Origin of the sequence: Herbaspirillum seropedicae, from assembly GCF_001040945.1 — a bacterium.
GTDB classification, from domain to species: domain Bacteria; phylum Pseudomonadota; class Gammaproteobacteria; order Burkholderiales; family Burkholderiaceae_D; genus Herbaspirillum; species Herbaspirillum seropedicae.
This window is the reverse complement of the sequence record NZ_CP011930.1, coordinates 3557731-3577634: the sequence shown is the minus strand read 5'-3', so window position 1 is coordinate 3577634 and position 19904 is coordinate 3557731. Positions and strand designations below refer to the sequence as shown.

At 64.1% G+C, this 19904-nt stretch carries 20 protein-coding genes; 8 read left to right on the top strand and 12 right to left on the bottom strand.

Annotated features, from left to right (window positions below):
• The 5 genes from prpC (at nt 1) to ACP92_RS15605 (ending at nt 4896) form a co-directional block, all read left to right on the top strand.
• Nucleotides 1-1155, top strand: coding sequence for a bifunctional 2-methylcitrate synthase/citrate synthase (gene prpC / locus ACP92_RS15625; protein WP_013235069.1), 1155 nt, complete (start codon nt 1-3; stop codon nt 1153-1155).
• Between the two features lie 218 nt (nt 1156-1373).
• On the top strand, nt 1374-1805 hold the full coding sequence (locus tag ACP92_RS15620) for a hypothetical protein (protein WP_013235068.1): 432 nt from the start codon (nt 1374-1376) through the stop codon (nt 1803-1805).
• Nucleotides 1806-2134: 329 nt separating this feature from the next.
• Complete coding sequence (locus ACP92_RS15615) at nt 2135-4021, top strand: propionate--CoA ligase (RefSeq protein WP_013235067.1); 1887 nt, start codon at nt 2135-2137, stop codon at nt 4019-4021.
• Nucleotides 4022-4132: 111 nt separating this feature from the next.
• Nucleotides 4133-4636, top strand: coding sequence for an arsinothricin resistance N-acetyltransferase ArsN1 family B (locus ACP92_RS15610; protein WP_013235066.1), 504 nt, complete (start codon nt 4133-4135; stop codon nt 4634-4636).
• Entirely contained in the window at nt 4636-4896 is a 261-nt protein-coding gene (locus ACP92_RS15605) for a hypothetical protein (protein ID WP_041312061.1), read from the top strand. Before ACP92_RS15610 ends, ACP92_RS15605 begins: the two co-directional genes overlap by 1 nt.
• 91 nt (nt 4897-4987) lie before the next feature.
• On the opposite strand, the gene xth is transcribed toward ACP92_RS15605, so the two are convergent.
• The 7 genes from xth to ACP92_RS15570 all read right to left on the bottom strand — a co-directional run bounded on the left by xth (nt 4988) and on the right by ACP92_RS15570 (nt 12686).
• A complete protein-coding gene (xth, locus tag ACP92_RS15600) occupies nt 4988-5755 on the bottom strand; it encodes an exodeoxyribonuclease III (RefSeq protein WP_013235065.1) in 768 nt (255 codons plus the stop codon).
• Between the two features lie 170 nt (nt 5756-5925).
• Complete coding sequence (locus ACP92_RS15595; protein WP_013235064.1) at nt 5926-6498, bottom strand: FxDxF family PEP-CTERM protein; 573 nt, start codon at nt 6496-6498, stop codon at nt 5926-5928.
• Nucleotides 6499-6964: 466 nt separating this feature from the next.
• Entirely contained in the window at nt 6965-7531 is a 567-nt protein-coding gene (locus tag ACP92_RS15590) for an FxDxF family PEP-CTERM protein (protein WP_041310969.1), read from the bottom strand.
• Between the two features lie 398 nt (nt 7532-7929).
• Nucleotides 7930-8691: a MipA/OmpV family protein gene (locus ACP92_RS15585; protein WP_013235062.1), complete on the bottom strand. Its 762-nt coding sequence runs from the start codon at nt 8689-8691 to the stop codon at nt 7930-7932.
• 123 nt (nt 8692-8814) lie between these two features.
• Nucleotides 8815-9915 carry an alkene reductase gene (locus ACP92_RS15580; RefSeq protein WP_013235061.1) on the bottom strand — a complete coding sequence of 367 codons (1101 nt, stop codon included), beginning with the start codon at nt 9913-9915 and terminating at the stop codon, nt 8815-8817.
• 213 nt (nt 9916-10128) lie between these two features.
• Nucleotides 10129-10950 (bottom strand): dienelactone hydrolase family protein, encoded by an 822-nt coding sequence (locus tag ACP92_RS15575; protein WP_232284855.1) that lies wholly within the window; start codon nt 10948-10950, stop codon nt 10129-10131.
• 215 nt (nt 10951-11165) lie between these two features.
• The gene (locus ACP92_RS15570; RefSeq protein WP_013235059.1) at nt 11166-12686 is read right to left on the bottom strand and encodes a leucyl aminopeptidase; all 1521 of its coding nucleotides are present in this window, start codon (nt 12684-12686) and stop codon (nt 11166-11168) included.
• Between the two features lie 151 nt (nt 12687-12837).
• On the opposite strand from ACP92_RS15570, the gene lptF reads away from it, so the two are divergent.
• The 3 genes from lptF to ACP92_RS15555 are packed head-to-tail and all read left to right on the top strand — an operon-like array spanning nt 12838 to nt 15496.
• Complete coding sequence (lptF, locus tag ACP92_RS15565; protein WP_013235058.1) at nt 12838-13968, top strand: LPS export ABC transporter permease LptF; 1131 nt, start codon at nt 12838-12840, stop codon at nt 13966-13968.
• A 1-nt stretch (nt 13969) separates the two neighbouring features.
• Nucleotides 13970-15100 (top strand): LPS export ABC transporter permease LptG, encoded by a 1131-nt coding sequence (lptG, locus tag ACP92_RS15560; RefSeq protein ID WP_013235057.1) that lies wholly within the window; start codon nt 13970-13972, stop codon nt 15098-15100.
• Nucleotides 15101-15130: 30 nt separating this feature from the next.
• The gene (locus ACP92_RS15555; protein ID WP_013235056.1) at nt 15131-15496 is read left to right on the top strand and encodes a sirohydrochlorin chelatase; all 366 of its coding nucleotides are present in this window, start codon (nt 15131-15133) and stop codon (nt 15494-15496) included.
• A gap of 78 nt (nt 15497-15574) precedes the next feature.
• On the opposite strand, the gene ACP92_RS15550 is transcribed toward ACP92_RS15555, so the two are convergent.
• From ACP92_RS15550 to ACP92_RS15530, 5 genes are read right to left on the bottom strand one after another with little or no spacing between them, the layout of a single operon-like run.
• On the bottom strand, nt 15575-15946 hold the full coding sequence (locus tag ACP92_RS15550; protein WP_013235055.1) for a tRNA-binding protein: 372 nt from the start codon (nt 15944-15946) through the stop codon (nt 15575-15577).
• A 7-nt stretch (nt 15947-15953) separates the two neighbouring features.
• A complete protein-coding gene (gene cobA / locus ACP92_RS15545; RefSeq protein WP_013235054.1) occupies nt 15954-16715 on the bottom strand; it encodes a uroporphyrinogen-III C-methyltransferase in 762 nt (253 codons plus the stop codon).
• Nucleotides 16716-16752: 37 nt separating this feature from the next.
• The gene (locus ACP92_RS15540) at nt 16753-18084 is read right to left on the bottom strand and encodes a sulfate adenylyltransferase subunit 1 (protein WP_013235053.1); all 1332 of its coding nucleotides are present in this window, start codon (nt 18082-18084) and stop codon (nt 16753-16755) included.
• Complete coding sequence (gene cysD / locus ACP92_RS15535; protein WP_013235052.1) at nt 18084-19019, bottom strand: sulfate adenylyltransferase subunit CysD; 936 nt, start codon at nt 19017-19019, stop codon at nt 18084-18086. The genes ACP92_RS15540 and cysD overlap by 1 nt, the downstream gene beginning before the upstream one ends.
• A 49-nt stretch (nt 19020-19068) precedes the next feature.
• The gene (locus ACP92_RS15530) at nt 19069-19806 is read right to left on the bottom strand and encodes a phosphoadenylyl-sulfate reductase (RefSeq protein WP_414091965.1); all 738 of its coding nucleotides are present in this window, start codon (nt 19804-19806) and stop codon (nt 19069-19071) included.
• Nucleotides 19807-19904 lie beyond the last annotated feature (98 nt).

Genomic DNA, 19904 nt, shown 5'->3' with positions numbered 1-19904 from the left:
ATGAGCGAACAACAAGCCGCAGGTTTCAAGCCCAAGAAGTCCGTTGCCCTGTCTGGCGTCACCGCCGGCAACACTGCCCTGTGTACTGTCGGCAAGACCGGCAATGACCTGCACTATCGCGGCTACGACATCCTGGATGTGGCCGACAGCTGCGAGTTTGAGGAAATCGCCCACCTGCTGGTGCACGGCAAGCTGCCCACCGCTGCTGAACTGCGCGCCTACAAGGCCAAGCTGAAGTCGCTGCGCGGCTTGCCGGCCAACGTCAAGGCGGCGCTGGAATGGCTGCCGGCCGCGTCCCACCCGATGGACGTGATGCGCACCGGCGTCTCGGCGCTGGGCTGCGTGCTGCCAGAGAAGGATGACCACAACACCCCCGGCGCGCGTGATATCGCCGACCGCCTGATGGCCTCGCTGGGTTCCATGCTGCTGTACTGGTACCACTACAGCCACAACGGCAACCGCATCGAAGTCGAGACCGATGACGACTCCATCGGCGCCCACTTCCTGCACCTGCTGCACGGCGAAAAGCCGTCCGAGGCCTGGGAAAAGGCCATGCATACCTCGCTGATCCTGTACGCGGAACACGAATTCAACGCCTCCACCTTCACCGGCCGCGTCATCGCCGGTACCGGTTCGGACATGTACTCGGCCATCACCGGCGCCATCGGCGCACTGCGCGGCCCCAAGCATGGCGGCGCCAATGAAGTCGCCTTCGAGATCCAGAAGCGCTATGACAACCCCGACGAAGCCGAAGCCGACATCCGTCGCCGCGTCGAGAACAAGGAAGTGGTGATCGGTTTCGGTCACCCGGTCTACACCATCTCCGACCCGCGCAACAAGGTCATCAAGGAAGTGGCGCGCAAGCTCTCCAAGGAAGCCGGCTCGACCAAGATGTTCGATATCGCCGAACGCCTGGAAACTGTCATGTGGGACATCAAGAAGATGTTCCCCAACCTGGACTGGTTCTCGGCCGTGTCCTACCACATGATGGGTGTGCCCACGGCGATGTTTACGCCGCTGTTCGTCATCGCCCGCACCTCGGGCTGGGCCGCGCACATCATCGAGCAGCGCATCGACAACAAGATCATCCGTCCCTCCGCCAATTACGTGGGGCCGGAAGACCTGAAGTTCGTGCCGATCAGCAAGCGCAAGTAAGACGCCGGGACACCGGAGGGAAGGGACAAGAGGGGACAAGAAGGGGGCAGGAGGAAGCAAGAGGGGGGGCGGCCCGGTGGGTCGCCGCCGAGCCGATGCAGCGGATTTGTAACAAGCGTTACAGAGTGTCGAGCAGGCCGTGATTACTTGTTAAGATGCGGGCGGATCATTTTCAGCCCCCCGTCTTCTCTCACTCCACGACCTTGATGGACTTTCCGATGATTGCTTCCCTTCATTCCCTCCGTTCCTCGTTCCGCCCGCTGTGCCTGGCCGCGTCGGCCGCCGTGTTGCTGGCTTCCTGTGCTTCCCGCGAGGAAGTGCCGGTGACCGAGACCAAGCCGGTCTTGCCGCAGCTGCTGCAATCCCCGGCGGCGACCCAGCCGACCTGGGCCACCCAGTTGAAGACGGGGGCCTTCAGTTGTGAAATGGGCAACAAGGTCGAGCTGCGCATGGATGGCCGCGTCACCGACGGTGTCACGCTGGTGTGGAAGGGCAAGAATTACATGATGAATCCGGTCAGCACGTCGACCGGCGCGGTGCGCCTGGAAAACAAGGGCGAGGGACTGGTGTGGATACAGATCCCGTCGAAGTCCATGCTGCTCAACGCCAAGATCGGCCAGCAGCTGGCCAACGACTGCAGGACCCGTTGACGCGGACTGCGCCGTTGGCCTGGGCTGGCGGCGCATTCTGTTGTAATGCCTCTCCCGGACGGCGTTCGCCGTCTGCTCTCCCTTCGCCTTTTTCCTGTCCATGCCCGGCTTGATGCAAGTCAAGCGCAGGCCCCGCACCGGCTCGCACGCAGGCCGGATTCAGCCGCCAGTAAGTTTCAGGGGCAAGACTGATATTGATGATCGCATGAGGACCGCGCATGGCAATCCCTCTGGAGCGCCGGCATGAGAGTTCCGCGATAGTCGCCTTGCAGGCCAGTCCGCAGGCGGGTGACGCAAGGGTTCCAATTCGAGAGACATGAGGAGACGTCATGCAATACGAGCAATTCTATCGGCAATCCGTCGAGCAACCCGAGGCCTTCTGGGCGCAGGAAGCGCAACGCATCCACTGGCAGCAACCGTTCTCGCGCACGCTGGATTATTCGCGCCCACCCTTTGCGCGCTGGTTCATCGATGGCCAGACCAATCTGTGCCACAACGCAGTGGACCGCCACCTGCCCGAGCGCGCCCAGCAGGCCGCGCTCATCGCCATTTCCACCGAGACCAACAGCGAGCGCGTCTACACCTATGCCGAGCTGCAGCAGGAAGTCATGGCCATGGCCGCGAGCATGCAGGCGCTGGGCGTGCAGCGTGGTGACCGGGTGCTGATCTACATGCCCATGATCGCCGAGGCCGTCTTTGCCATGCTGGCCTGCGCCCGCATCGGCGCGGTGCATTCGGTGGTGTTCGGTGGCTTTGCCTCCAACAGCCTGGCTTCGCGCATCGATGATGCACAGCCGCGCCTGATCGTCTCGGCCGATGCCGGCTCGCGCGGCGGCAAGGTCATCCCCTACAAGGGTTTGCTGGATGAAGCCATCGCCATGGCGCAGCACCGGCCGCAACACGTGCTGCTGGTGGACCGCGGACTGGCCCCGATGGCGCGCACGGCGCAGCGCGATGTCGATTACGCGCCGCTGCGTACGCAGCATCTTGGCCAGCAGGTGCCGGTGACCTGGCTGGAATCCAACGCAAGCAGTTACATCCTCTACACCTCCGGCACGACCGGCAAGCCCAAGGGCGTACAACGTGATGTCGGCGGTTACGCAGTGGCGCTGGCTTCGTCGATGCAGCACATCTTCTGCGGCCAGCCCGGCGAGACCTATTTCTGCACCTCCGACATCGGCTGGGTGGTGGGCCACTCCTACATCGTCTATGGCCCGCTGATCGCTGGCATGGCCACGGTGCTCTATGAGGGTTTGCCGATCCGTCCCGATGCCGGCATCTGGTGGAGCATCGTCGAGAAGTACAAGGTCACCCGGATGTTTTCCGCGCCGACCGCCATCCGCGTACTCAAGAAGCAACCGCCCGAGTGCATGGAGCGGTATGACACCTCCTCGCTGAAGGCCTTGTACCTGGCCGGCGAGCCGCTGGACGAGACCACCTCCAGTTGGATCTCGGGCGCGCTGAAGGTGCCCGTCATCGATAATTACTGGCAGACCGAATCGGGCTGGCCCATCATCTCCATTGCCAAGGGCATCGATGACAAGCCCACGCGCCTGGGCAGCCCTGGCGTGCCCATGCCGGGGTATCGACTGGCCATCCTCGACGAAGCCACTGGCGAGCCCTGCGGGCCGGACCAGAAGGGCGTGGTCGCCATCGAAGGCCCCTTGCCGCCGGGCTGCATGCAGACCGTGTACGGCGACGATGAGCGCTTCGTCAATACCTACTGGCGCAGCCTGCCGCGCGAAGTGTATTCCACCTTCGACTGGGGCATCCGGGACAAGGACGGTTACTACTTCATCCTGGGCCGCACCGATGATGTCATCAACGTCGCAGGCCATCGTCTGGGCACGCGCGAGATCGAGGAAAGCATCTCCAGCCATCCCAATGTGTCCGAAGTGGCCGTGGTGGGTGTCGAAGACAAGCTCAAGGGCCAGGTCGCCTTTGCCTTCGCCATCCCCAAGCAGGCCTATACCATCGCCACGCCCGAACAGCGCAAGGCGCTGGAAGCCGAGATCATGGCCGTGGTGGACAAGCAGATCGGCGCAGTGGGACGACCGGCGCGGGTCTTCTTCGTCAGCGGACTGCCCAAGACGCGCTCGGGCAAGTTGCTGCGGCGGGCCATCCAGTCCATCTGCGAAGGGCGCGATCCGGGCGATCTGCCGACCATCGAAGATCCGGCGGCGCTGGAGCAGGTGCGGGCGGTGATCAAGGACTGAAGCATGCAGCAGCAGCGGCCTTGCCTGGTGCAGGGCCGCCGCTGCCGGCGTAATTTGGTTACACTGACGGCTTCCGCATCTCTCCGCTATTTCGCCGATTCCGTCCCGCCCATGCAGCCTTCCATCCGCCCGGCCACTGCCGCCGACGCTCCCGCCCTCTGCGGCATCTACAACCACTACGTCGCCACTACCGCCATCAGCTTCGAGACCGAACCGGTCAGTGAAGAGAGCATGGTTGCGCGCATTGCCGAGGTGCAGGCGAAGTTTCCCTGGCTGGTCTATGAAGAAGAGGGCCAGGTGCTGGGCTATGCCTATGCCACCCAATGGAAACCGCGCGCGGCTTATCGCCAGTCGGTCGAGAGCTCGGTCTACCTGCGCCACGATGCGGGTGGGCGCGGTATCGGCAAGCGCCTCTACCGTCAATTGTTTGCCGAGCTCAAGCCACTGGGCATCCACCTGGTCATTGGCGGCATCGCCCAGCCCAATGCGGCCAGCGTGGCCTTGCATGAGAGTCTGGGCTTCGTGAAGTGCGGCGTGTTCAACGAGGTGGGTTACAAGATGGGGCGATGGATCGATATGGGATACTGGCAACTCAAACTGCAAGAGGTGCAATGATGAGATCGACCCGTGCCGCCAGCGCCATCGAGCGCCTGAACAACCGCACCGAGTCGCGCGAGTATTCGATGCTGCGCACGTCCGACGAACGCTTCATCCTGACGCGCCGCGTGGCCGGTCAGCCGATGGAAAAGCTCAACGAGGCCATGGAACTTGACGACTTCGTCAGCTTTGTCAATGCCCAGGGACCGCAGAAGGCCAAGCGCGTGAGCAAGCTGGACGTGCAGTTCGAGAAGAACATGCGCAACAAGAAAGAATAAACGCCACCCGAAGGTGGCGCTCAGCAGGCTGGTGCGGCAGGCTCATCCGCAAATGATATAAATCATTTCCGGATTGCCCGAGTTTCAGGCTTCAGTCCGCCAGCGTCGCAATCACCGGCGCGTGATCCGAAGGCTGTTCCCACTTGCGCGGCACCTTGTCGATGACGCAGGCGGTGCAGCGCGGCACCAGTTCTTCGGACAGCAGGATATGGTCGATGCGCAGGCCGCGGTTGAGGCGGAAGCCCATCTGGCGGTAATCCCACCAGCTGTACATCTTTTCCGGCTGTTCGAAGAGGCGGTAGGAATCCGTCAGGCCCAGCGCCTGCAGCTTGCGGAAGGCTTCGCGCTCGGGTTCGGACACCAGCACCTGGCCTTGCCAGGCCACCGGATCATGCACGTCGCGGTCTTCGGGGGCGATGTTGTAGTCGCCCAGCAGCGCCAGGCGCGGGTTCTTGGCTTTTTCCTGGGCCAGCCATTCATGCAGCGCGGCCAGCCAGTTCAGCTTGTAGGGATACTTTTCGGACTCCAGCGACTGGCCGTTGGGGATATAGGCGCAGACATAGCGCACCCCCTCGATGGTGGCGGCGATGATGCGCTGCTGTTCATCGGGGAACAGGGGATTGTTCTTGACCACATCGTTCATCGGATGGCGCGACAGGATGGCCACGCCGTTGTAGGTCTTCTGTCCCGAAAACTCCACCAGGTAGCCCGCAGCGGCGATCTCGGCAGCGGGGAACTTGTCGTCGGTGAGCTTGGTTTCCTGCAGGCAGAGCACATCCACCGGGTTTTCTTCCAGCCATTTGAGCACTTGCGGCAGGCGGACTTTGAGGGAGTTGACGTTCCAGGTGGCGATTTTCATGAGGACAATACGTGGTGAATCGAGACTAGCCCGTCGCGGGCAACGGGCGCCATCTTACCGCATTCACCAGGGGGAGGGGCCGAAAGGAACAGCCGGGGCCGGAGAGGGCCTGGGGAGGGAGGAGAGGAACTGAGAGGGAGCGCAAGACTGCGCCCCCTCCATGCTGACGATTACGCAGGCATCAGCTGATCATTGCGTTGCTGCGGTGCGTCCTCGCCGGCTTTGCGGCGACGACGGTAGGCGGCAAAGCCGATGATGCCCAGGCCACCCAGCATCATGGCGGTGGTCGAGGCTTCCGGCACCGGTGCGACGCTGATGTTGCCGGCGAAGCTGCCGCCTTCCGATCCCAGGATGGTACCGGCCACCGACAGGGTGTAGAGACCGGTGCTCAGGCCATCGGTGCGCAGGCTGAAGGTCTGGGTGTCACCTTCCAGCAAGGGCGTACCGGTGATGGTACGGCCGTTGCCCGACAGCGTGAAGCTGTCGATGCCCAGGCGCGACAGGCCGTCCAGAGCGATGGAGACCACCGCAGAGGAAACCGCCGAACCCACGGCGTCAACCGTGAAGGTGAAGTTTTCCAGGAAGGTCAGGCCGGTGGTGCCTTCACCATAGCGGGCGTTGAAGGTCGACGTGGCGTCGGTCCAGATCAGCGAGCGCGTCCGCTCCAGGTCAGCAGCGCTGGCCGTGGATGCCATGCCGATGAAGGCGGAAGCGAGCAGCAGACTGCCAATGAGTTTTTTCATTACACACCTCTTTCCAGTTCGAATGATTGAGAAAGCACTGCAAGGGGGAAGTTGTGCCGGCCGCTTTCTTGTTGGTGTTGTCGAGGTCGGAACAGGGGGTGTCTCGGTTTGTCATTGTTGTTCGGAGAGACGATCAGAGATTAGGTGTGCGGCGCAAAAATATCAACTAAATTTTACGTATTTTGCGTAATCGATGTTGCGTCGTAGGATTTCTGGAAGCCGCCATGGTAAAGGCTTTCCGATGAGCTGCTTGATTTCTTGGTGGGGTCAGTCGTCGTGCATCTTGCAGTGCGGAATGTATCTCGCAGGATGATTCCGGATGAGCCGGAAAAACGATGTAAATAATTTATAAAATAGAGCGGGTCGCGCAATGAAAACGGCCAGCCCGATGGGCTGGCCGCACTGCCGAGCAAGGCAGTTCATTGCCATGGCGCAGACTGATCTGTCCGCGCTGGCGAGGTCGGACTCAGGCCGGCATCAAGCGATCCTGTGCTTGCGCATTGCCTTCGGTGCGACGGCGACGGTAGGCGGCAAAGCCCACCAGCGCCAGGCCACCCAGCATCATCGCCACCGTCGAGGCTTCCGGCACGGCGGCGATGCTGATGTTGCCGCCGAAGCTGCCGCCGGTGGCGCCAGTGACCAGGCCGCCCACCGACAGGGTGTAGTTGCCGGAGGACAGGCCATCAGTACGCAGCGTAAACACCTGGGCGCTGCCCACGGTGGTCTTCACGCCGGTCCAGGTGCCGCCATTGCCGCTCAAGGTGAGGCTGTTGAGGTTCAGGCGCGAGATGCCGTCCAGGGCGATCGAGATCACCGCCGAGGACACCGTGAAGGGACTGGAATAGCTGAACGTGAAGTTCTCCAGGAAGCTCTTGCCGGTGGTGCCGGCGCCAAATTCCGAACCGAAGTACGACGTCGTGGACGAGTTGTTGAAGGTCAGCGCCTGCGTGCCGTTGATTTGCGCTGCGCTGGCCGTGGCGCCAACGCTGCAAAGGGCCGACGCGAGCAGGACGCCGCCAATGAGTTTCTTCATGACACACCTCTTTCTTGGATTTGATTCATCGAGAATGCACAACAGGGGGAGTTGTCGCGGCGCTCCTGTCCGATGGCCGCAACGGTGGTGTGCCTCAGCTTGTATTTGTCTTCAAGACTTTGTTGGAAAGAGACTTCGAGAGCGTAGCTGCTTGTGGTCGAAAGCTCAACATTTTTCGCCGCAAATTTGCTACTTTTTGTTGCGCTGTAGGACTCCTGGAAGTCTTGCTGGTAAAGGGATTCCGATCAGTAGCGGCAATTCGTTGCTGCGCCGCAATTTTGCCAATTATTGATGATTGGCAATGATGATGGCGAGCATCATGCAAAGGGGGGATGGAGGCGTGCGAAGGCAGCCGGGCCGATGATATGGCCCGGTGCGCAGAGCAGGGATGAGGTGAATTACTTGAAGCGGTAGGTCAGTGCGAGGATGGCCAGGTCATCGGTCTTGCGGCGGATGATCGGGCTGTCGGAGATGGCGTTGTCCAGCCATTTGCGGCGCAGGGTCAGGTTCAGCCGCCAGTTGCCGCTGATGGGCATGTCGGCCACCAGGCCCAGCAGCGGGCTGGTGGAGGAGCCCGCGCGATAGGCCGGCAAGCCGCTGGAGCTGGCCTCCTGGCCGGAGACGCCGTAGAAGTAATCGTTGTAGCGGCTGTCGCGATATTCCACGCCCACTTGCGGGTAGAAGCTCACCGGCCCGACGTCGAGCTGGGCGGCGTAGATGGCCTCAGCCAAGGTGCCATGCGACTTGTTGAAGTCGTGGAAGACATTCAGGAAGAAGGCGCCGATAGGCGTTTCCTGGAAGCTGCCCAGGCCCAGCGGGATGGGATCGGAGCGACGCTGCAGGCCGCCCTGGGCGTCGAAGCCTTCCAGGTTGATGCGACCAGCCAATTCCAGGTAGCCATAACCCATGCGCGCGGTCTTTACGCCAAAGGTGTCGACCCGGGCGAAGAAGCGGCCATAGTCGAAATACGCATAGGGCAGCACGGTGGTGCGGCTGCTGCGGTCCAGCCCATTGCGGTCCATGCGGTAGACGCCGCCACCGATGTCGCCGGTGATGCGGTCTTGCAGCTGCAGCGGATCGGTATCCTGGGGCGCGGCTTGCTGGGCCAGTGCGGGCAGGGCGCAGCAGGCGAGGGACAGGGTGGCGAATATTGTTTTCATGATCTCGGAGTTGAAGGGATGCAGACCGCATTGTAGCGGTCACAACGCAAGCGCGGCATGGTTGTTGACAACCATGCCGCACCGTGCCGCATCATGCTGCATCATGCCGCCGGGCAAGCAGGCTTAGCCTTGTTTCATCGGCGGATAGTCGGTGTAGCCCGCTGCACCACCGCCATACAGGGTGGCCTGGTTGAAGGTGGCCAGTTCAGCGCCATGCAGGAAGCGCTGCACCAGGTCGGGGTTGGCGATCCAGGGCCGGCCAAAGGCCACCAGGTCGGCGCGGTTGCTGGCGCGGGCCTGCAAGGCCATGTCCAGGTCGTAGCCATTGTTGGCGATATAGAGGCCCTTGAAGAGGTCGCGCAGCACCTGCAGGTCGAAGCCGCCCGGCACCTCGCGTGGTCCGCCGGTGGCCCCTTCGACCACGTGCAGGTAGACCAGCTTGAAGCGGTTGAGCTGCTCCACCACATAGCTGAACAAGGCCTTGGGATCGCTGTCGGCGATATCGTTGGCTGGGCTGATGGGCGAGAGGCGGATGCCTACGCGCTCGCTGGGCACGACCGAGGTCACGGCCTGCACCACCTCCAGCAGCAGGCGTGCACGGTTCTCGATGCTGCCGCCGTAGCCATCGGTGCGCTGGTTGGTCTTGTCGCGCAGGAACTGGTCCAGCAGGTAGCCATTGGCGGCGTGGATTTCGACGCCGTCGAAACCGGCCTGCATGGAGAGCTGGGCGGCCTTCTTGTACTGCTCGACGATGGCGGGCAGCTCGGCTGCTTCCAGCGCGCGCGGCGTGACGAAGGGCTTGAAGCCGCTTTCGGTGAAGGCCTGGCCCTCGGGCTGGACCGCTGACGGTGCGACCGGCAGGGCATGGCCCGGTTGCAGGTCGGGGTGGGAGATGCGGCCGACGTGCCATAGCTGCAGGAAGATGCGACCGCCCTTGGCGTGGACGGCGTCGGTGATCTTCTTCCAGGCCGCCACGTGGGCGTCGTTGTAGATGCCCGGGGTCCAGGCGTAGCCCTTGCCTTCGGGCGAGATCTGGGTGGCTTCGGCGATGATCAGGCCGGCGCCGGCGCGCTGGGCGTAATACTCGGCGGCCAGGTCGCTGGGCACGTCACCGGCTTGCGCGCGGCTGCGGGTGAGCGGGGCCATGACGATACGATTCTGCAACTGGACCGCGCCGAGTTGCACAGGCTTGAACAGGTCGCTGTTCTGGCTGGAGATACTCATGTAAATCCTTTCTTGTCGCGTTGGCGGATGAATGGAGCCGGGCTGCGCTGGGCTTCCCGTGGCGGCGCGCCCGGCTGTTGGAATGACGGTTGCTGCAATGCATGTTCCTTCATACCGACCGCCCTCAGGCGTCGGTGTTCCGGAAAAGACCTAGGAGTTTAGTCGAGAATTATTCCGCCTGCCGGAAGGCGCACGCGCTGCGCTTGCGGCGGATCAAGGCAGCGTGGCCGGCGGCACCTGGTCGGCCCACGGACCCAGGCGGGTCAGGGCGTCGGCGCGGGCCTGCCGGTTGGCCGGGATGGCCTGGCGGGGGCGTCCGGGATCGTCGAAGTCGTGGGTTGCGCCGGGGTACAGAGTGACCACCGGACTACTGTTGCGGCGCATGGGGATGGCCTGTCGCAGCACGCGCAGGCAGCGCTGGGGTGAGACTTCCTGGTCGGCCGCGCCCAGCAGGACCTGCACCGGCCGGTCCAGTTCAGGCGAGGAGGAGAGCAGGGCCTGGGGGCCGCAGCCGGGATAGAACACCATCGCCCCGGCAAAGGAGGGCGCTGTGCCACCCAGGCGGCTGGCCTGACGCTGCATCACGTTCAGGGCCGTGCTGGCGCCATTGGACCAGCCTTGCAGCAGGATGCGCGCCGGGTTGACGTCGCTGCGCGGCGCCAGCCAGGCCAGCGCGCCTTCGGCGTCCAGCGGGCGCACCGTCAGTTCGTTGACCTCGGCGCGTTCTGGCGCGCCATGGGTATGCCGTCCGAAGCCATGGGCTACCCCGCGCGGGCCATAGCTGTCCACCAGCAGGGCCAGGTAGCCGCGCTCTATCCAATAGGCGGCCCAGGCCTGGTGGCGCTGGCTGAGCGTGCTGGCGTCGCAGGGCGAGGGCAGGGCAGGACCGATGCGGGTGCAGTCGCCATTGATCCGGCTGGAGTAAGGGCCGGCGCGCCCGTGCAGCATCACTACGGCGGGGTGTGGTCCGGCGCCGGCAGGGGTGAAGAGGTAGGCGGTCAGCTCGGTGCGTCCATCGGCTGAAGGGAAATGCACGGTCTGCGCGGGCGGCAGTGTCTGGGCCGCCAGCGGCAGCGTCAGCCAGGCCAGGGCGAAAAAAAGCCACCGCAGGCCGGCTGCCTGCGGTGGCGCTACTGCTCGTGCTGCTTGTGCTGCTTGTGTTGACGGCGGCGAGCCGACGGAAGCTTGCGGTGCGCAGGCACACCGGCCCGGCCCTGCCAGGGCGGGCGCCGCCATCGGCCGCTCGGTCATCAGGCGCGGGCCGCCTTGGCGCGCGCCTGGTTCAGCAGCCAGGTGGTCAGCAGCGGCACCGGGCGGCCCGTTGCGCCCTTGGCCGCGCCGCTCTTCCAGGCAGTGCCGGCGATGTCCAGGTGCGCCCAGGTGTACTTGCGGGTGAAGCGTTCCAGGAAGCAGGCGGCGGTGACGCTGCCGGCTGGCTGCCCGCCGATATTGGCGATGTCGGCGAAGTTGGACTTGAGCTGCTCCTGGTAGACCTCCTGGATCGGCATGCGCCAGGCGGTGTCGCCACTGTCGCGGCCAGCGGCCAGCAGGGCGTTGGCCAGGGCGTCATGCGCCTCGTCCTCGCGGGTGAACAGGCCCGAGTTGTGATGACCCAGGGCCACGATGCAGGCGCCGGTCAGGGTGGCGATGTCCACCACGGCGGCCGGCTTGAAGCGTTCCACGTAGGTCAGGGCGTCGCACAGGATCAGGCGGCCTTCGGCGTCGGTATTGAGCACTTCGATGGTCTGGCCGGACATGGAGGTGACGATGTCGCCCGGCTTGGTGGCGCGGCCCGAGGGCATGTTCTCGCAGGTGGGGATGACGCCGATGACGTTCATCTTCAGGCCCAGTTCGGCGATGGTGCGGAAGGTGCCCAGCACCGAGGCGGCGCCGCACATGTCGTACTTCATCTCGTCCATGTTCAGGCCGGGCTTGAGGGAGATGCCGCCGGTGTCGAAGGTGATGCCCTTGCCCACCAGCACCACCGGCGCATCCTTGGCCTTGCCGCCCATGTGCTTCAAGACGATGAACTTGGGCGGCTCGTCGCTGCCGTTGGTGACCGACAGGAAGCTGCCCATCTTCAGCGCCTGGAGCTGCTTGCGGTCCAGCACTTCCACGCCCAGGCCGAACTGCTTGGCCAGCTTCTTGGCAGTATTGGCCAGGTAGGTGGGGGTGCAGACATTGCCCGGCAGGTTGCCCAGCTCCTTGGTCAGGGCCATGCCATTGGCCAGGGCCACGGCTTCGGCCAGGGCCGCCTTGGCGGTGACGCTGTCGCTGGCCGGGACCAGCAGGGTCACCTTCTTCACGCCAGTGGGAGCGGGGTCCTTCTTGCTCTTCATCGTGTCGGAACGGTAGACCGCGTCACGGCCGGCCAGCACGACGTTGCGGATGGTCCAGGTCAGGTCGCGGCCCTTGACGCCGTCGAAGGGCAGGGCCAGGGCGGCGTCGTCGCAGCCCAGCGTGGCCAGGGTGCGCACCAGCGCGCTGCTGGCCGTGGCGAAGCTCTTGTCGGCGATCTCTTCCTCGGCGCCCAGGCCCAGCAGCACGATGCGCTCGGCAGCGATGCCGGTGACGCCGCGCAGCAGCAGGGTGGAGCCCGGCTTGCCGGAAATGTCCCCCGACTTCAGGGCGGCGCTGATGGCGCCCAGTTTGTCGAGCGCGCCAGCGGCCTTGGACAGCTTGCGGTTTTCATAGATGCCAACCACCAGTGCGCCGGTCTTGACGGCGGTCACGGCGTTTTTTGCGTCCAATGTTTTTGTGCTAAAGTCCATCGTTCGTCCTTTGTATGAATTACCTGGCGATTATAGAGCCCATTTCGACGCCACGCGCGCATGAGTTCGCCGGGTGGGCCGGCCCGGACAGGACGCTTCGGACCAGCGCCCGCATTCATTGACCCGACATCAGAGACTTTCCGCCATTTCCATGATTTTCCAGCGCGCACTTCGACGCGAATTGACCAGCACCGCAGGTGGGGTCTTCACGACGCTGTTCACCATCACCCTGACCGTGATGCTCATCAAGATACTGGGCCAGGCCGCCGGCGGCCAGGTCGCCTCCCAGGACGTGATCGCCCTGATCGGCTTCCAGTCCCTGAACTACATGCCCATCATCCTCATCCTCACCGGTTTCATCTCGGTGCTGCTGGTGATGACGCGCAGCTACCAGGATTCCGAGATAGTGGTCTGGTTCGCCTGCGGCATGTCGCTGACCCGCTGGATCGCTCCGGTGCTGCGTTTCGGCTGGCCCATCGTGGCCCTGGTGGCGGCGCTGTCCTTCGTGGCCACGCCCTGGGCCAACCAGCAGAGCAGCGAATACCGCAGCCGCTTCGAGCAGCGCGAGGACATCGCCCGGGTCTCGCCGGGCAAGTTCCAGGAGTCCGCTGCGGCCAACCGCATCTTCTTTGTCGAGGGCATTTCGGGCGACGCCTCCAAGGTGCGCAACATCTTCGTCAATACCATCGGCGCCGATGGCAAGAACAGCGTGGTGGTGGCCAAGGAAGGCGAAACCGTCATCGATCCCGACGGCGAGAAGTTCGTGGTCATGAACCAGGGCCGCCGCTATGACGGCTCGCCCGGCCTGCCGGACTTCCAGATCGTCGACTTCGAACGCTATGGGCTGCTGATCGGCAACCAGTCCCAGAACGCTGCCGGCGAGCGCTCGGCGCGGGCCTTGCAGATGAATGAGCTGGTGGCCAAGAACGACGGCTACGCCCGCGGCGAACTGCTCTGGCGCATCGCCTTGCCCTTCATGGCGCTGACCCTGATGCTGCTGGCCATCCCGCTGTCCTTCGTCAATCCGCGCGCCGGACGGTCGCTGGGCCTCCTGGTGGCGCTGCTGCTGTTCGTGGTCTACAGCAATACGGTCAGCGTGTTCCAGGCCTCGGTGGCGCAGGGCCGCGCCACCTTCATGATGGCCTGGTGGCCGGTCCACGTGGTCGTGGTCCTGCTGATCGTGGGCATGTTCGCGCTGCGCCTGAACATCAACCATCCCTATCATCCATCCCGGTTGTGGAGCCGTGTGCGCCGCGCCATGACGTTCCAGCGCGAGGCCTGAGATGCGTGTCATCCAACGTTACTTCACTTCCGAGATCACCCGCTCGGTGCTCTTCGCGCTGGCGGCTTTCCTGGCGCTGTTCGCCTTCTTCGAGATGATGGGGCAGCTCGAGCAGGTCGGCCGCAATGGCTACAAGCTGCAGCAGGCGGTGTTCTACGTGTTGATGGGCTTGCCCGGCAACGTCTATGAACTGATGCCCACCGCCGTGCTGATCGGCACCATCTACACCCTGTCGCAGCTGGCGGCGCGCTCCGAATTCACCATCATGCGCGTCTCCAGCATGTCCACCGGCCAGGCCGCACGCGTGCTGGCGCGCATCGGCGTGGGCTTTGCCGTGCTGACCATCGTCTTTGGCGAACTGATCGCCCCCAAGGCCACCGAATGGGCCGAGAAGCTCAAGCTGCAGGCCCAGGGCGCGTCCCTGTCGTCGCAGTTCCGTTCCGGCATGTGGGCCAAGGACGTGATCCGTGACCATGGCCTGGAAGGCAATGTGGTGGGCAGCCGCTTCATCAATATCCGCACCGTGCAGCCGGACGGCCGCATCGAGGGCGTCAAGCTCTACGAGCTGGATTCCGACTTCCACATGGCCCGCATGGTCACAGCCAAGGCCGGCATGTATGACGGCAATCACCAGTGGACGCTGTCGGACGTGGTCCAGTCCGATTTCACCGGCGGCAGCGACCGCAAGATCACCGAGCCGGTCAAGACCGTCAAGTCGGCCCAGTTGACACTGGTCTCCGAGGTGACGCCGGAAATCCTCTCGGTACTCTTCGCCGACCCGGATCGCATGTCCGCCTATGACCTGCTGGCCTACACCAAGCACCTGGAAGCCAACAACCAGCGTACCGACCGCTACGAGATCGCGTTCTGGAAGAAGATCGTCTATCCGCTGTCCATCTTCGTGATGCTGGCGCTGGCGCTGCCCTTCGCCTACCTGCACTTCCGTGCCGGCGGGGTGAGCCTGAAGATCTTTACCGGCATCATGATCGGCGTGTGCTTCCAGCTCATCAACAGCCTCTTTTCGCACCTGGGCCTGCTCAACACCTGGCCGGCCTTCGTCACGGCGGCCCTGCCCAGCCTGTTGTTCATGGCCTTGGCGGCGGGGGCGCTGTGGTGGGTGGAACGGACCTGACCGCTTGTTTCAACCTGACCTGAGCTCCTCATGCAAAGTCTGATCCTCTTCGCCCACGGCGCCCGCGACCCTGCCTGGGCTGCGCCTTTTGAACGCCTGCGGGCCCTGACCCGCGCTGCCATGCCCCAGGCCAGCGTGGAACTGGCCTTCCTGGAACTGATGCAGCCCGATCTGCCCAGCGTGGTGGCGCAGCAGGTGGCCGCTGGCAGCCAGCGCATCACCGTCATTCCGGTGTTCCTGGGGCAGGGCGGCCATGTGCGGCGCGATCTGCCGCAATTGCTGGAGCAGTTGCGCCAGGCGCATCCGCAGGCGGAAATCCGGACCGTGCCGGCAGTGGGAGAGGATGAGGCCGTGTTGCAGGCGATCGCCGCCTATTGCGTAGCGGCCGGCAGCTGAAGCTTGCCGGAGCGCTGTAAAGGAAGAAGCCCGTTCATGCCGAACGGGCTTTTTTTTGTGCCGCGCGGCGGTCCGCGATCAGAACAGGCGCGCGCCGTTGGGAACGGCCTGATCAGGGCTGAACAGCACCACCTCGCCTTGCGCGTCCGGAAAGCCCAGCGTCAGCACTTCCGACATGAACTTGCCGATCTGGCGTGGCGGGAAATTGACCACCGCTGCGACCTGGCGTCCGACCAGCTGGTCCAGCGTGTAGTGGGTGGTGATCTGGGCGCTGCTCTGGCGCACGCCGATCGCGGGGCCGAAATCGATCTTCAGCTTGAAGGCAGGCTTGCGTGCTTCGGGGAAGGCCTCGGCCGAGAGGATGGTGCCGACGCGGATGTCGACCTTGAGGAAGCTGTCGAAGTCGATGGAGGCGGCCGGTGGCGCGGCAGGGTCATGGAGCAGGTGCATGGTGTCCTCAGTGGCGATCCGCCAGGGCCGGTCCGATCATCACCAGCACCGGCCCGCTGCAGGCTTGCAGTCCGGCTTCCAGGCCGGCCAGTTGCAGATGGTAGATATGCTGGTCGGGGCGGCTGCAGTTCTCCACCACCACTACCGGCGTATCGGGCGCATGGCCCAGCGCCAGCAGGCGTTGCGCCGTGGCCGTGGCTTCGCGCCCGCCCATGTACTGGACCAGGGTATCGCCATTGGGCATGCGCACCTCGTCCGGCTCGTCCACGCCCGTGCTGGAGGTGAACAACGACACGCTGCGCGCAATCCCGCGCCGCGTCAGCGGCCGCTTGGCGGCCGAGGCGGCGGCCAGCGCGGCGGTGATGCCGGGGACGATTTCGTAGGGGATGTGGTGTTCTTCCAGCGCCCGCATCTCTTCATCGGCACGGCCGAAGAGCATGGGGTCGCCGCCTTTCAAGCGCACTACACGGCGGTACTGCTGGGCGGCTTCCACCAGCTTCTGGTTGATCACGGGCTGGGCCGTGGAGCGTTGACCGCTGCGCTTGCCGACCGAGACCAGTACGGCTTGCGGGCAGAGCGCCAGGATGTCCGGGGTGACCAGCGCATCGTGCAGCACGATCTCGGCTTGCGCCAGGAGACGTGCGGCACGCACCGTCAACAGGTCAGCGGCGCCCGGGCCGGAGCCGACCAGCCACACCATGCCCGGATGTTCCGGGCTGGGGGCGGGTGAATCAGAAGAGTGTGAAGTCGCTGCCTGTTGGGTGGCCATGGCCTGGTCGAAGATACGATTGCGGATCGAAAGAAAATCAGTCGATCCGAATCATACCAGCGGCGACCGTCTGGTGGCTCACTTCGTCGATCAGGATGAAGGCGCCGGTGGCGCGGATAGCCTGGTAGGCATCAGCGGCGATGGGCTGCTGCACGTTCACGCTGATGCGGGCGATGTCGTTGAGCTTGAGGGTCTCGGCGGGACGGCGTTCCTGGGTGTTGATGTCCAAGAGCGTATCGACCTTGGCCACGCGCGCCGCCACCTGCTTGGTGGTGTGCTTGAGCCAGTACTTGCGGCGCAGGTCCAGCGGTTCCTCGGAGAGCCAGCACACATCGGCGTTGACGGTCTTGAGGATGGTCGAAGGCTGGGCCGCCGACGCCAGCAGGTCGCCGCGCGAGATGTCCAGGTACTCGTCCAGCAGGATGGTCACCGACTGGCCGGCCGAGGCCGATTCCAGCGAGCCGTCCAGGGTCTGGATGTCCTTGACGGTGGCGCTCTGGCCGCTGGGCAGCACCACCAGCTTGTCACCACGGGCGACCTTGCCGGCTTCGATGCGGCCCATGTAGCCACGGAAGTCATTGGCTTCATGGCCGTTGTGACGGGCCACCAGCTGCACCGGGAAGCGGAAGGCTTCTTCGTGCGCATCTTCATACACCGACAGCGATTCCAGCAGGGTGATCAGGGTCGGACCCTGGTACCAGGGCATGCGCGCGCTGGCTTCCACCACGTTGTCGCCCGCCAGGGCCGACAGCGGGATGGCGTGCACATCCTGCAAGCCCAGTTGCTGCGCGAACTGCTGGTAGGCGCCGACGATGCGGTCATAGACGGTCTGGTCGTAATCCACCAGGTCCATCTTGTTGACGGCCACGATCACGTGCTGGATCTGCAGCAGGTGGGCGATGGTGGAGTGGCGCTTGGTCTGGGTCAGCAGTTCCACGCTGCCATCCTCACCCAGCTTCACCTTGGAGACGTCCACCAGGATGATGACGGCGTCGGCCGTGGAAGCGCCGGTGACCATGTTGCGGGTGTACTGCTCGTGGCCCGGGGTATCGGCGATGATGAACTTGCGCTTGGGCGTGGCGAAGTAACGATAGGCCACGTCGATGGTGATGCCTTGCTCGCGCTCGGCTTCCAGGCCATCGGTGAGCAGCGACAGGTCCACCGTGTCGCCCACGGTGCGCTTGTGCTTGGCGCGCGAGATGGCGTCCAACTGGTCGGCGAAGATGCCCTTGCTGTCGAACAGCAGGCGGCCGATCAGGGTGCTCTTGCCATCGTCCACGGAACCGGCGGTGATGAAGCGCAGCAGGCCGCGTTCGTGCGAGGGGGCGGCGGTCTGGGCCAGTTGTGCTTGGGTTGCGGCGGCGTTCATCAGAAATATCCTTCCTTCTTGCGTTTTTCCATCGAGGCTTCGGACGTCTGGTCGTCCATGCGGGTGGCGCCGCGCTCGGTAATCTGGGTCACTGCGGTCTCGGCGATGATGGCTTCGACTGAAGCAGCATCGGAGGAGACCGGGCAGGTGCAGGAGATGTCGCCCACGGTGCGGAAGCGCACCACCTGCTTTTCCACGGTCTCGCCTTCGCGCGCCGGGGTGAGGTCGGTCAGCGGCACCAGGAGGCCATTGCGCGGAATCACCTCGCGTTCGTGCGCAAAGTAGATCGAGGGCAGGGCCAGCTTTTCGCGGGCGATGTACTGCCACACATCCAGCTCGGTCCAGTTGGAGATGGGGAAGACACGCATGTTCTCGCCCGGATGCACGCGGGTGTTATAGAGGTCCCACAGCTCGGGGCGCTGGGCCTTGGGATTCCATTGGCCGAACTCGTCGCGGAAGGAGAAGATGCGTTCCTTGGCGCGGGCCTTTTCTTCATCACGGCGCGCGCCGCCGATACAGGCGTCGAACTTGAATTCCTCGATGGTTTCCAGGAGCGTCACGGCTTGCGCAGCGTTGCGCGAATCAGTTTGCGGATTGCGCAGGCGCACGGTGCCGCGCTTGATCGAGTCCTCCACCGAACGCACTACCAGGCGCTCGCCCAGTTCAGCGGCGCGGCGGTCGCGGAATTCGATGACTTCCGGGAAGTTGTGGCCGGTGTCGATGTGCACCAGCGGGAAGGGGAACTTGCCGGGGCGGAAGGCCTTCTCGGCGATGCGCAGCAGCACCACCGAGTCCTTGCCGCCGGAGAACAGCAGCGCCGGGGTGCTGCACTCGGCCGCGACCTCGCGCATGATGTGGATGGCTTCCGATTCCAGCCAGTCGAGGTGACGATTGCTGGCGTTGTCCAAAAAGAGTTTGTCTACCGCTGTGTTCATGCCGGACCTTCCGATGCTTTGCTTGTTGTTGCTCTGGTTGAATTCTGGTTCAGCTCGCTGCGTGCGACTTGATGCGCACCAGCTTGCCATCGACCACGTGCAGGCCGCATTCCTTGGAGTCGGGGTTCTCCCACCACCAGCGGCCGGCGCGGATATCCTCGCCGGGCTGGATGGCCCGGGTACAGGGCTCGCAGCCGATGGACGGATAACCCTGGTCATGCAGCGGGTTGTAGGGCACGTCGTTGGCGCGGATGTAGTCCCACACGTCCTGTTCCGACCAGTCGGCCAGGGGGTTGAACTTCTCCATGCCGTGGGCTTCGTCGCGTTCCTGCACGTGCAGCTCGGCGCGCGTGACCGATTGGGCGCGGCGCTGGCCGGTGACCCAGGAGGCCTTGCCTTGCAGGGCGCGGTTCAGCGGCTCCATCTTGCGGATGTGGCAGCACTCCTTGCGCAGTTCCACGCTGTCGTAGAAGGCGTTGGCGCCGTTCTTCTGCACATAGGCTTCTACTGCTTCGGGCTGCGGACGGTAGGGCGCGACTTCGTAATCGTAGGTCGCGCGGATGCGGTCGATCATGCCCACGGTTTCCTTGTGCAGGCGACCGGTTTCCAGGGTGAAGATGCTGATACGGTCCTGCAGCTTGCCGCGCAGGATCAGGTCGGTCAGCACCATGTCTTCGGCAGCCAGGCTGGAGGCCAGCGCAGCCGGGGCGTACTCGGCGGCGATGCGTTCCAGCGTGGCCTGGGTCTTGGCGATGAGTTCCTGCAAGGCTTGGTTCGACATGTGTATTCTTTCCTTCTCCCGGTTCGTACTGAGTAGGCCCCGTCAGGGCCGTATCGAAGGCGCGCCGTCTGTGCGTCCCTTCGACAGGCTCAGGACAGGCTTCG